Source organism: Paenibacillus algicola (assembly GCF_005577435.1).
GTDB classification, from domain to species: Bacteria; Bacillota; Bacilli; order Paenibacillales; family Paenibacillaceae; genus Paenibacillus_AQ; species Paenibacillus_AQ algicola.
In genome coordinates, this window is record NZ_CP040396.1 from 3,783,310 (window position 1) to 3,796,599 (window position 13,290).

General features: G+C 55.6%; 8 protein-coding genes. All 8 read right to left on the reverse strand.

What is annotated here, in order from left to right:
• Positions 1–41 precede the first annotated feature (41 nt).
• The 8 genes from E6C60_RS17805 to E6C60_RS17840 all read right to left on the reverse strand — a co-directional run bounded on the left by E6C60_RS17805 (position 42) and on the right by E6C60_RS17840 (position 13,236).
• On the reverse strand, positions 42–1,580 hold the full coding sequence (locus E6C60_RS17805) for an extracellular solute-binding protein (protein ID WP_138227051.1): 1,539 nt from the start codon (positions 1,578–1,580) through the stop codon (positions 42–44).
• A 571-nt stretch (positions 1,581–2,151) separates the two neighbouring features.
• Positions 2,152–4,437: a helix-turn-helix domain-containing protein gene (locus E6C60_RS17810; protein ID WP_175415351.1), complete on the reverse strand. Its 2,286-nt coding sequence runs from the start codon at positions 4,435–4,437 to the stop codon at positions 2,152–2,154.
• A 161-nt stretch (positions 4,438–4,598) separates the two neighbouring features.
• A complete protein-coding gene (locus E6C60_RS17815) occupies positions 4,599–5,321 on the reverse strand; it encodes a 4'-phosphopantetheinyl transferase family protein (protein ID WP_138227053.1) in 723 nt (240 codons plus the stop codon).
• Positions 5,322–5,386: 65 nt separating this feature from the next.
• Positions 5,387–6,067, reverse strand: a complete 681-nt coding sequence (locus E6C60_RS17820; RefSeq protein ID WP_138227054.1) for an MBL fold metallo-hydrolase — start codon at positions 6,065–6,067, stop codon at positions 5,387–5,389.
• A complete protein-coding gene (locus E6C60_RS17825; protein WP_138227055.1) occupies positions 6,057–7,355 on the reverse strand; it encodes an MFS transporter in 1,299 nt (432 codons plus the stop codon). The genes E6C60_RS17820 and E6C60_RS17825 overlap by 11 nt, the downstream gene beginning before the upstream one ends.
• 34 nt (positions 7,356–7,389) lie before the next feature.
• A complete protein-coding gene (locus E6C60_RS17830) occupies positions 7,390–8,619 on the reverse strand; it encodes an LLM class flavin-dependent oxidoreductase (protein ID WP_138227056.1) in 1,230 nt (409 codons plus the stop codon).
• 30 nt (positions 8,620–8,649) lie between these two features.
• Positions 8,650–9,180: a sterol desaturase family protein gene (locus tag E6C60_RS17835; protein WP_138227885.1), complete on the reverse strand. Its 531-nt coding sequence runs from the start codon at positions 9,178–9,180 to the stop codon at positions 8,650–8,652.
• A gap of 12 nt (positions 9,181–9,192) precedes the next feature.
• Complete coding sequence (locus E6C60_RS17840) at positions 9,193–13,236, reverse strand: non-ribosomal peptide synthetase (RefSeq protein ID WP_138227057.1); 4,044 nt, start codon at positions 13,234–13,236, stop codon at positions 9,193–9,195.
• Between the last annotated feature and the right edge of the window lie 54 nt (positions 13,237–13,290).

Consider the following 13,290-nt stretch of genomic DNA (forward strand, 5'->3'; position numbering starts at 1 on the left):
TGCTTTTCTCCAGCAATCTTGCTCATGCTTCATAGATTTCCTTATTTCTTCGACCGCCGGTACTGCTGGTTCAGCTCCTCTATGACCTTGCTGCCCCCGGCATCCATCCATTTCTGCACAGCCTTCTGGTAGCCTTCGGCATCCAGATCGCCCATCACATATTTCGCCATCATGTCATATCGCATATCATCCAGCTGCTGTCCCTGCTTTGTGTAGGTATTGGAATCAAACGGCTGCGCCGGATTGTACACGGCATACTCCTCATTGGCTGCCTTTAGCTCCTCCACCTTCTCCTGCACGGGATGCAGTCCTCCCGCCGGCAGCAAATTCATCGCTACCTTTAGCTGCAGATGCTTGTAATCCATAATCTCACTCTGCATCAGCTCGGTGTCCAGCATGACGGCCTTGCCGTCCTCCACCTTGTAGTGCCTGCCCTCGATTCCGTACTCCAGCAGGTTCTGCATCGGTGCATCATTCATCTGGTCCAGGAATTGCAGAATGCGATGAAATTGCTCCTCTGTCTGGACGGAGCGCTTGGGAATCATATAGACCCCGAGATATCCGCTGCCGGCCCGCGCTCTTTTCCCGTATCCGGCTTCCAATGTGGAGAATACGCCCAGCTCTGCGCCCGGCTCTGTCTTGCCGGCAAGCGACCAGGCCGCCGGATTGTTGAGAGAGCTGAACATGGCTCCTCCCTCGCCGGCAAGAAACATATCATTCGCTTTGGCTCCGGCAAGGACGGCAAAGTTAGGATTCATCAGCTCTTCGTCATACAGCCTTTTCATGAAATTGAGAGCATCCATATATTCTTTGGTCACAAAATCCGGGATGAGCTCTCCGTTCTCGTCCACACCCCAAATATTCGGACTGCCATACCAATTGGCCAGAATGCGGAACATCGACAGAAAGTCCTCTTTCCAGTAAATAAAGCCGTACGTATCATCCTTGCCGTTCTGGTCCGGATCGTTCTCCTTGAACGCCTTCAGCAGCTTGTAGAACTCCTCCGGCGTCCGGGGCTCTGATAATCCAAGCCGCTCCAGCCAGTCTTTCCGGTACGTGACCCCGACCTGCGCCGGCGCAGAGTGCCGGTAAACGGCATACACCTTTCCGTCAATCGCCAGGTTGTCCAGAATCTCTTCATTGGCCTGACTCAGGTTCGGATAGTTCTTGAGCTCGGGTCCAATCTCCCAAAATGCTCCCGCTTTAATAGCATTCAAAAAGCTGGAGGACTTCATGCTCTTTACATACATCAGGTCAGGCAGCTCGCCGGAAACCATGAGCAGATTGCTCTTCTCGTCATAGGTATCCTGCGGCACCCAGGTGATGTCCAGACTACTATTCGTATACTGCTCAATGGCTTGATGAAACGCATTGTCCTTGCCCGGATTCTCGGCATTGAGACCGGGGATCATCAGCTTCATAGGGAAAGGCTCATTCCCGGAGCCGGCTCCGCCTTCCCGGCTGCTTCCCACAGCCGCCTCATTGCTTTCCTCCGAGCAGCCGGACATCAGGCCGGCCATTAGCAGGAGTATCCCTGCCAAGGTCCAAAGCCCTCTCCATGTTCGCCCTAGTGTGATCATGTGCTTGCCTCCCTTGAAGTTATCAGGTCTGGTTGCCAGCCGCTAGCATTTCTGCCAGACGACGCATATGACAGAGGGGTCAGCCTGGGTTAACTTGAACGCTCAGCCTCTCATGAGGCCCTCACTGCGACTCACTGCAGCAAGGGTCAGGCCGTAAAGAGCAACGCGCTGCGATCTCTCCTGAATCACTGTCATTACTCTAAATTATAGCGTCAAACTAGTCTCTTCGGGGTGCCCCAGCGCAAAAAAATGCAGCTGCAGCATTTACCAGCATGAACAAAACCGGGAGAAGCAGTGGCTCATAGGGATCAGGGAGTCTTCCATCACAGCATGTAAACGGTTACGAAGAAGGACATCTTTAAACATTCTATAGTCCTTAATCTATCACCCTGCTCTATAACCGTATATAATCTTTTCCCTGCTCATTTCCATAACTGCAGCCCAAGCCCCCGTTTCAACCCTTACACGCCGCCGCGAGTGTCATATCAAGGCAATAATCTCTGTGTAGACAATGATTGCTCGATAAATTCAACAGAATGATTATATACAAAAAGCTCCCGAGACACGGGTCTCAGGAGGCATCGGGATCATGATGCTGCTTTCTGTATTTGCCGGGCGATACGCCCTCCATTTTCTTGAAGTAGCGAATAAAGTTCTGGGCATTGTTGTAACGAAGCCGCTCGGCAATTTCTGTAATTGTCATTTCCGTTTCCTCCAGCCACTGCTTGGCCATCTTCAGCCGGTGCTGAGCCAGGTATTCACTGAAGCTGATGCCGGACTCCTTCCGCAGGATGCGCCAAATGTAGCTGGGATGATAGTGGAGCCGGGCTGCACACTCCTCCAGTGTCAGATCGGTGTCGTATTCCTCATGAATGATACGGATGACCTCATCGGAAATCGACTTGTATTTCTCGCCCCGCCGTTCATCCAGCAGTGTAACTGCCGGGGCAATGACGGTATCCCGGAACCACTCCAGAATATCGTGTCTGCTGTTCAGCTCAAACAGCTGGTCAATGACCGACTTGTTCTCCTGATCCTGCCAACGCAGCGATTCCCCGGAATCCTGCACAATGCGCATAATCTGGGTCAGCAGCCGCACCAAGGACAGCCGGTATTCATCAATTTTCAGCTCTGTCCGGAACAGCTCATTGACCCATTCCTCCAGCAGCGTCACGGCCTGATCGGCATTGGTCTCCTTCACGGCATCCAGCAGCCGGTTCTCCAGCTGCTCCGGATAAGCCAGATTGCCGCCGCCTGAGGTCATATCCTCAATAAACAGAATGGACTCATAGCCCAGCTTCATCCGGTATTTGAGCGCCTCTACGCTTTCACTATAGGCCAAAGGCAGCTGTTCGAAGTCGCTGTATACCCTGCTGATGCCAATGCTGGCCTTCAGCTTCAAATAATGCTTGATCTCCTTCTGGAACGTCTCCGCCTCGGCATACAGCTCCTGAAGAAACTGCTCCTTCGAGGATTGATTGCTGCCGCGCACCACAATTACGCTATGTCCCGTCACCATGCAGGCATGCAGTCCTTGGGATGGCGCAAGCTCGGTCACTATATTTTTCATAGCGAAGAGCATTAAATCCTTATCCTTCTCTTCGTACAGAGTGCCTTCCAGTGTATCAATCTGAATGGCCAGCACACACTGGTGCATGGTGGATTCATCGTATCCGAACATATGGAGCCGTTCTCCGATGTCCTTGCGGGGAATTTCGCCGTGCAGCAGCTTCAGCATAAAAAATTCGTTCAGCTGCTCCACCTGCCGGTCCAGCTGCTCCGTCAGGCGGCTCCGGTTCATATCCAGCCGCTGGATCCGCTCGCTAATAATCCGGAACTCATCCCCGCCCCGGGCGAGCGGCTCTGTCGTCCCGGTCATCTGCGCAGACAGATCATACAGACTCCGGATCGGCTGATACATTCGGAAGGAGCCGAAGAAGGAGATCAGCGACGTGAACAGCAGGGTCACGACACAGATAACCAGCGTCAGCCAGCCGATCATGCGCGATTCGCTCGTGATATCATCAATCGAAACGATGGATAGATAGGACCAGCCATTATAGCTGGACTCAATAAAGCTAATGGCTGAACGCTCCTCGCCAACATCACTTTCGGTGTAGCCGGATGTGAGGCCAGTATTCTGAATATCCTGAAAGAAGCCATGGCGCGCCGCATTGTCTCCTATAGCCAGCTCGGTTTCGGACAGCAGCACCCGATCCTGATGGTCCAGAACCATAATGCTCCCGGAGCGCTGGCTCTTGAAAATGTGGCGGTTCACGTCTCCCGACGACGTGCGCACCAGCAGCAGGCCGGACGGGTTGCGGTCATTGAGTGGAACTTTGATGACGAGATTAATATCTCCGGCCTGACTGCCCGTGAAGGGATCGCCGGCCTCACTGATCCAGAAGGACTGTCCCGGACGCTCCAAATAATAATTCAGCTCATCGTATCCGATCTTGTCGGCCATAGGGCTCAGACCGTCATCACTGACGGCCCAGCCCTCCCGTACACTGATCAGAACCGGGTCCATATATTGAAGCTGGCCGCCTGACAGCGTCGTCAGCTCGTTCATTAAATCGCCAACGATGCCAAACTCATGCGGCGTTAAAGACACGTCAATATGGTCATTCACCAGCGGGGAATTGGCAAACCGCACCGCGGTATGCTCCACCGTCTTCAGCACCTGCTCCACGGTCATCTGCGTCTGCTTCAGGCGCAGCATGTTTCCGTCATTAACCTTGTCCTGAATGTCTGATGACGATTTAAAGTAAGAAAAAATACCAAGAATGGCGACAGGCAGCATGCTCAGCAGCAAAGTAAACGCAATCAATCTCTGCAGATAACCATTCAGCTTCATAAGTAAACACATCCTCAACGAGATCGCACTGATGTATATAGTATAGCGCAGAATCATCATTTGCGCGCCTTGACAGCAAAGAGATGCTGCCGAAGCAGCACCTCTTTGTGAACGCTTTTACTGGTTTTACCCTAGCATAAAAAGGATGTAACAATCAATCCTTATTTGCACAAAGTATCATCCAGGCGCTGCAGGCAGCACGCCTCCAGCAGCTCCCCGGCATCCAGCATTTCAGGCTGCAGCGGCAGCTTACTGCCCATGCCCCTGGCACATACTGCGAGCTTGTAGCCGCTGCCCAGCGCGTCATACATTCTTAAGGTATAGGGAATCAGGCGGTCTCCGTCCTGAATGTGCAGATGCCCGGCTTCAGGTTGAATCGTAATGTCGCGGGGCGGGTAGGAGAATCCCGTACCCATCGCCTTCAGGCAGCTTTCCTTGCACGTCCAAAGCGTATAGAAGTATTCTCTCGCGTCGGCACCCTTCCGGGCTGACAGCGCCTCTCGCTCCGGGGCTGAGAACACCATGTCTGACACGGAGAGATCTATGTCCTGTACCTCTTCAACATCGATTCCGACCGGAACCCCGCCGATGACACCGACCACCCACTCCCCGGAATGGGAAATGTTAAAGCAGCATTCCGGATCCGCAAGCCAGTATGGCTTGCCATAAGTCGTCCTTGTCAGCTGGCTGCTCTCTGGAAATACGCCCCTGTATGCCGAGATGAGCCAGGCCGACAGCAGCTGGCCGGCGGTGCTTCGAACCTGATCCTCCCGGCGGACAAGCTGACGTATCCGCCTCTCTTTGTCACGGCTGAGAAGGGACAAGCCGGCTTCCAGCTGAGAGGAAGCGTAGCCGTTCCCCACATGCACTGCATACATCAGCATAACTCCCACCTCTTTTCTCCCTCTTTGATGAGGATATTGGGCTTGCCTGAAGACCCTGCTGGCCGTTAGTGAAAGCTCATCAATGAGGTCTGCCCCTTCCGCATCCGGAAGGATACAAAATGCTCCAAAGAGGCGATCTGGAAGTAAGCATTCATCTCGTGCAGGCGGCTCATGCTCTGACCTGGCCGCTCACCAAAGGAATGTCCCGGATACACCCTGGTGTCTGCCGGCATAAGCTGCTGAAGCCGTTTGACGCTGTAATACATCTCCACAGGATCACTGCCTTCCGACGAACACATGCCGCAGCCCTCTGTAAAAATGGTATCCCCGGTAAACAGGCTCCCCTCCAGCCAGTAGCATCCCCCGCCCGCCGTATGTCCCGGTGTGAGCAGTCCGGTGATCGAGGTATGCCCTACCTTCAGCTCCTCGCCGTCTTTCAGCCCATAGAGGGAAGGAGCGCTAAAATGATAATAGTCCAGCTCCTTCTGCATCATAAATACGTGCGGAGCATATCGCTGGCACAGCGGCGGCACGAGATGCACATGATCCTTGTGAGAGTGGGTCAGCAAAATCGTACTCAGCTCCGCCTCATAGCGTTCCAGCGCCGACTCAATGGCTTCCAGCTGCCAGGCAGGGTCTACGACCGCCGCCTGCCTGCTCTTGCGGTCCACGATCAGGTAGCTGTAATTGATATACCTGCCGCTGCATACGCGAAGGATTTCAAGCTGATATGTGTTACGGTTCATCCTTTGCAGCCTCCCCTTGCTTCCCCTCTTGAACCGTTCTAACGGGTGAGCTCCAGATCCACAGAAACGAAAGGGCCCCGCCGCAGGCAGCAGCGCAAATCGTTTCATACAGCCCGATCCAGGTGCCCAGCGCCCCGCCTGACAGGGCTCCGAGCGGAATGACGCCCCAGACAACAAAACGCATTGTAGCGTTCATCCGTCCCAGCATGTCCGGCGCAGTGATCGATTGCCGGAAGCTGATCTGCGCCACATTGTATACCGTTGTCGTCAGCGAGACGATAAACATGGACAAGAGGATCATAAGGAACGCCGCCGTTTTCGTGCCGGCTGCGCCGAACAGAAACAGAAATCCCAGCCCTTGTCCCAGTGCAGACCCCGCGATAACAGGACCCAGACCGAACCGGGCAACAAGCCGGCCGCTGAACACTACGCTCAGCACGGCCCCCAGCGAGCCGAGCGTCATCACCAGGCCAATCTCGGCGGGACTGAAGCCGAGTGTCCTGGTCGTGTACACAATGATGACGGCGAGGATCATATTATAGAAGAAATTAAAGGTAGCCGAGCAAGCGGCAATGGAGCGCAAATAATGATTCTGAAACACCAGGCGCATGCCCTCGCCAATCTCCCGCGAAAGGCCTGAAAGGAGCGATGGCTTCACTTGCCGCGGCGGCTCGTCCACCTGCACTCTACAGGTTAGCAGGCCCGATATGAGAAATGAGAAGGCATCCAGCACAATAGCAACTGCGCCGCTCAGCCACTGGACGAGCAGACCGGACAAGCCCGGTCCGGTTACACCGGCGGCAGACCGGCTCAGCTCCATCTTCGCATTGGCATCCACCAGCAGGTCCTTCCTCAGCATGTAGGGCAGGATGGACTGATATCCGATTGAATAAAAGGTGGTGCAGACTCCCACCACGAACGCGACCAGGCATACATAGAAGAAATTCAGGAGCCCGACCCATGCCAGAATCGGAATGCTCATGAGCAGTGCAGCCCGGCTGAAATCCGCAGCAATCAGCAGCGGCCGCTTCGGAAGCCGATCCACCCACACCCCGGCCACCAATCCGAACAGCAGAAAGGGCGCATATTCAACAGCATGTAAAATTCCCATTTGCAGAGGTGATGACTTCAGCGACAGTGCCGCAATCAGCGGAAGAGCCATCGCCGTAATCTGGGAGCCAAACATGGAGAGGGACTGCCCCGTCCACAGCTTCAAAAAATTACGATCTCCCCAAACCGTACGCGCCGGATGGATGCTGCTGTTTCCCTGCTGGATTTCCACTTCCATCCTCTCACCTTCTTTTTTTGTGAAATGCCTTGCTCTATACAGGAACCTGCAGCTTCGCCGGAGTAAACCAGGACCTCAACTCATTCAGATGCTCCAGTCCCTCCATCACCTGCTGAAATTCCAGCCCGAAGTCCAGCAGGCAGGCCACCTCATCGACTCCGATGCGGTGCAGCTTCTCGATCATGGCGGCACATTTCTCCTTGGAGCCCATTAATGAGCTGATCTGAAAATATTTCTCGAAGGCGAAGGTAATCAGCGCGTCCCGGCTGCTGCTCAGCATACTGCCGACCTCGGACTGCTCGTCCTTCAGTGGATTCAGCGTCTCATATTGATCTAAAAAGGTGTCTAAATAATCCCGGAGCGGGCCTCTGACCTGCTCCTTCACCTCCTGATCCTTTTCGCCGACACAGGTGTGGACCATCACCGAGACGATGCCGGCTTCGGGATCATGTCCATGCTTGGCGCGCTGCTCCCGGTACAGCTGAATCCGCTCCTTCAGCGCATCCAGTGTATGTGTTGCCATGGAGCAGAGCACATGAAAGCCCTGCTCTCCAGCCTTACTCCAGGTCGCCGGATTCCCCGAAGCCGTCAGGAAGACGGGAAGCTCGGGCTGCACCGGCTTCGGCAGCACCGCCACCTCTACCTGCTGGCCCGAAATATCCTTGCATTCCACCGACTCGCCTCTCCACAGCCGCCGGATAAGCTCCAGATGCTCATACATCACTTCCTTGCGGTTCTCGTAATATTCCGGCTTCAATATAAAGTCGGCGGGGTGCCAGCCCGTGGCTACCGATATGGCCGCCCGGCCCCGGGATAAATTGTCCACCAGCGACCACTCCTCCGCGACCCGCAGCGGATGGTGCAGAGGCAGCACGACGCTGCCTGCCCGCAGCTGGATGTTGTCTGTAATGGTAGCCAAGGCGGCACTCAGCACCGACGGATTGGGATACAGTCCGCCGACAGCCTGGAAGTGACGCTCCGGGGTCCAGATCGCCTGAAATCCGTTCTGATCCGCGAATTTGGCGCTTTCCAGTACCAGGCGATATTTGTCAGGACCGTCTGTCGAGCCGTCGCCGGAGAAGAAGATGAGCGAGAAGCCCATTCCCTTTTGGCGCAGGCTGTCACTGATAGAAATCCCCTTCTCCCCGGCGGCACCGGCGGCACCGGCTGTGTCCGGCGCAGCCGAGCGCTGCTTCAGGCGCGCCTCCAGCATGCTGCGCTGCTCGGGAGAAAGCGAGGAGAGCTTTTTTTCCAGATCGTTCATGAAATCAACCGCCTTTTCCACAGATTATGATCACGAGCCTTGCTTGTACACGGTCTCCTGGCTGCGTCTCCGCTGCTTCAGCTTCTTTTTGACGTGGCTGTCGTTGGTGCGGAACAGATAGTCCCATAATGAAATGAAAAAGGAATAGTTGCATTTGTACAGCTTGTGGTGCTTCAGGTGAAACACGCCGACGGGAATAATGTTCGTGAATTTGCCGGTCAGATTCGGGTTATGGTCCAGGACGTTCCGGGACAGAAAAATTTCATAAATATAATGAAAGGCGAATAGGATGATGCCATACACCGGATCTAAGAACATCAGCACGACAATCGGCAGGGTAAAGGTCAGCCACACATCCAGACTTTCCTTCCACCCGCCAAACCAGAAAAAGAAATCATGCCATGGCGGCCACTTGGAATCTCCATAGTCGTATTTGTGGTGGGCCATGTGAATGTGATGCAGGAAGTTTTTTTTGTGCGGAATGTGGGCCAGAACGTGCATCGTGTAGGAGTACAGTGTCCACAGCAGGAAATACAGCACCAGCTTGCCTACGAATATCATCACGCTTCCCTCCTATCCCAGGGGTAACAGATTTTTTGGAATATCAATCCATCGGCCAAGATCCTCGTGATGAACAATAGAGAAATGATCGGCTTGCACCTGGTGTAATGTGAGATGGCTGACCAGGCGGCTCCATACGCCCTCCTGCTCTTGCGAATCCGCAGCGCGGAACAGCTGCACCTGCTCCACGTCAAGCTTCGGAGTAAGTCCGGGCTGATACGCCTGAAAGGCATGCACTGTGCCCAGATAGACGGCGAACAGACGATTCAGCTCCTCCACGGGTGTTCCCGGCGGCAGCAGGTCCAGAGCCTGCAGCTCCGCGCATAATTCTTCCCGGTCAAGGCTCTGGGCCTGCCAGGAACGCAGCATATCATCAGAAATATGATGGCCCGGAACGGCAGCCAGCTGTTTGATGAAGTGATACATCACCATTTCCTCGGTGGCATCGCTTCTCTTGGACAGATCGCTGTCAATCAGGGCGAGCTGTACGACCTCCTCTCCGGCTGCCTTCAGCCTGCGTGCTGCCTCGTAGGCGATAAAGCCGCCCATGGACCATCCGCCGAGGCGGTAAGGACCTTTCGGCTGCACCGAGAGGATCTCGCTGACATAAGCCTCCGCCATCTCCTCAATGGTCTGTGGCACGTCTGATGACCCAATCATGCCATGGCTTTGGAAGGCATAGAAGGGCTGGGCCTTTCCCAGCTGACGCGAAAGTGTGAAGTAGCAGCTGATGCTGCCGCCGACCGGATGAAAGAAAAACAGCGGCGTTTTCTCGCCTTTTTGCTGGATTTTGACCAGACAGCCTTCCTCTTCCCTGCTCCCTGTCCCCTGCCCCTCCGAGGCCATATACCGGTCCAGCTGCTCTGCCCAATCGGCAAGCACCGGATATTCGAACAGAAGCCTTAGCGGAACCGAGCCGCCCCACTGTCCTTTCACCTGGGACATCACCTGGGTGGCCAGCAGTGAATTGCCCCCGATTTCAAAAAAGCTGTCGGTGATGCTCACTGCGGACATGCCCAGCACCCCGGCCCAGATGTCGGCTGCCCGCGCCTCGGCCGGCGTCCTCGGTGCCACGTAGTCCCGTTCCTCTCTGGCATGCCGCTCCGGCTTGGGCAGGGCTGCAATGTCCACCTTGCCATGAACGGTCAGCGGAATCTCACTCAGCACCACATAATAGGAGGGCACCATGTACTCCGGCAGCCTGTTCTGCAGAAAACGCCGCAGCTCTCCGACGGTCACCGTCGGCTCGTTCAGCACAATGTAGGCTGCCAGGCTGTACTCCCCACCCGGTCCCATACGAGGCACGACCACATATTGCGACAGCTTGCCATATTGTGACAGCTGCGCCTCAATCTCTCCCGGCTCCACGCGGAATCCCCGTATCTTGATCTGATGGTCCCGGCGGCCCATGAATTCCACAAGTCCATCCGGCAGGAAGCGGGCGAGGTCCCCCGTCCGGAACAGGTTCTCTCCGCTTGTTGCAGGGAATGGACTCGGGATGAACCGCTCCTTGCTCAGCTCCTCCTGATCCCAATAGCCTTTTGCAATGCCGTCTCCCCCAATATAAAGCTCCCCGTACACGCCCGGCGGCACCGGCTCCATGCTGTCATTCAGGATATATATCGTCGTATTGCCCAGCGGCCGCCCTACTGGCATCAGCTCCGTGTCACTGGTCCAGCCCGCCGGCGGCTCAAACATCGCGGCCGTGATCGTCGTTTCCGTCAGGCCATAATCGTTAATCCAGCGCACCTTCCCCGCAGTGATCCGGCTCCACACCTGATAGGTGTCATAAGCCACCTTCTCTCCCCCGACGATGACCAGCTTCAGGCTGCCGGGAATGGTCGCCGCTCCGTTCTTGAGATCTGTGACGAGATTGCTCCAGTGGGCCGTTGTTACATTCAGAACACTGACTTTCTCCTTCTCCAGCCACGCCAGAAACTCTCCGCCCTCGGCAATATGCTTGTCCTTCCACAGCACGAGCGCAGCTCCTGACAGCAGCGCCGGGAATATTTCCTGCACCGCCACATCGAAGCCGACCGAAGTGAACTGGAGGACACGGTCTCCAGCCTGCAGCTGAAATTTCAACATAGCCTGGACGCAGTGGCTGGCCACATTCCGGTGGGTAACCATGACGCCCTTCGGCTTCCCGGTGGATCCCGAGGTGTACATGATGTACATCAGGTCCGAATTCGACGCAGGGCTGACAGGAGTCACGGGCTGCAGGCTCAGCTCATCCCATAAAGCGGAGAGCGGTATGACCCGGCAGCCTTGATCCGTAAGCCTCTCGGAGGCAGCAAGCAGTCCTTGATCTGCAATAAGAGCATCGGCCCTGGCATGCCGGAGCATATATTCCAGGCGTTCCGACGGATAGGAGGGATCCAGCGGAATATACGCACAGCCCGCCTTCATCACCCCGAGCAGCGTCACAATCCATTCGATGGACCGTTCCAGGCAGAGTGCAACGCGTTCCAGGGGAGCTTCACCTCCGCCTGCTCTGTTCAGCAAAGCATGAGCCAGCTGGTTTGACCTCTCCTCCAGCTCGCGGTACGTCAGGGACTGATCCCGGTAGATCAGAGCTGTGGCGTCCTGCGTCAGCATAGCCTGGCGGGTAAACAGCTCCTGCACGGTACCCTCCGGAGGGGCCGTTCTGGCACTCGCCCCGCTCCATTCCTGAAGAATGGTGTGCCTTTCACGGTCTGACAGCATTGGCAGCTCGTTGATGCCCCGGCCGGGGTCCTCCACCGCAGCTTCCAGCAGCTGACGGAAATGCTCCAGCATCCGGCCGATGGTGTCTGCACGGAACAGATCACTGTTATAGTCCATGACCGCTTCCAGCACTCCATCATTCTCTGTAATGGTGAAGGAAAGCTCCAGCGCACTGGGCTTCTTCGTAAAATCAAACCGCCGGATGGTCAGCCCGGGCAGTGCATGAACATCCAGAGGCGGCGCATGCAGAAAGGTAAGCATCGTCTGGAAAAATGGATTGCGGCTTCGGTCCCGCTCGCTCTGCAGCTCGTCGATCAGCTTTTCGTACGGAACATCCTGATGGGCAAAGGCAGCGAAGCACGTCTTGCGGGACAGCTTCAGGACGTCTGTGAAGGAAGGATTCCCGGATACATCCATCCGCAGCACCAGATTGTTCACCAGCATTCCGATCATATCCTGCAGCTCCGGCTGACTTCGGGTGCTGATCGATGTCCCGATGCACAAATCCTCCTGTCCGCTATAGCGGTACAGCAGCACATGATATGCAGCCAGCAGCGTATTGAAGAGCGTTACCCCGGAGCTGCGGCTCAGCTGTTTGACGCCTTCGGTCAGCTCCCGGGACAGCGTGATGCGCCTGCGTTCTCCATCGTGAGTCATGACTGGAGGACGGGGACGGTCCAGCGGCATATTGAGCACCGGAAGCTCTCCGCCCAGCTTGTCCCGCCAATAGCTCAGCTGCCGCTCATAAGCGTTCTCCTTGACCCGCGCAGCCTGCCAGTAGGCGTAATCTGCAAAATGCAGCGGAAGCGGAGCCAGCTCCGGTGCCCGCCCTTCGATATAAGCGGTGTAAAACTGACACAGCTCCTGCACGATTTTGCCTAAAGAGCCAAAGTCGGCGACGATATGATGAATCGTAAACAGCAGGATTCGTTCCTGCTCCGACAAACGGAACAGGGCAGCCCGCAGAAGCGGGCCGGTCTCCAGTGAGAAGGGCTTCTGAATCTCTTCATTCATAAGCTCCACCGCACGAGCCTCCTGCTCCTCCTTGGGCAGCATGGACAGATCAACCAAGTCTATCGGAATAAACACCCGTTCCCTAATGACTTGCTCCGGGACACTTTCCCGGACCTCGAAAACCGTGCGGAGCGATTCATGGCGGGCAACAATGCCGTTCAGGCTTTGCTCAAACAGCTCCTCAGCCAGCTCTCCCTGCATGCGGAAAGCCGCATTAATATTGAAATGAATGCTGGACGGTTCCAGCTGGCTGAGAAACCATAGTCTGTACTGCTCCACCGAGAGCGGCAGCGGCTGTTTCCGGGAGACGCGCTCTAGCACGATATCAGTTTTCAATGTTTCCACCCTTTCATAGGAGCTCCAGCGCCTAATTGGTTTTGGCATGGCTTT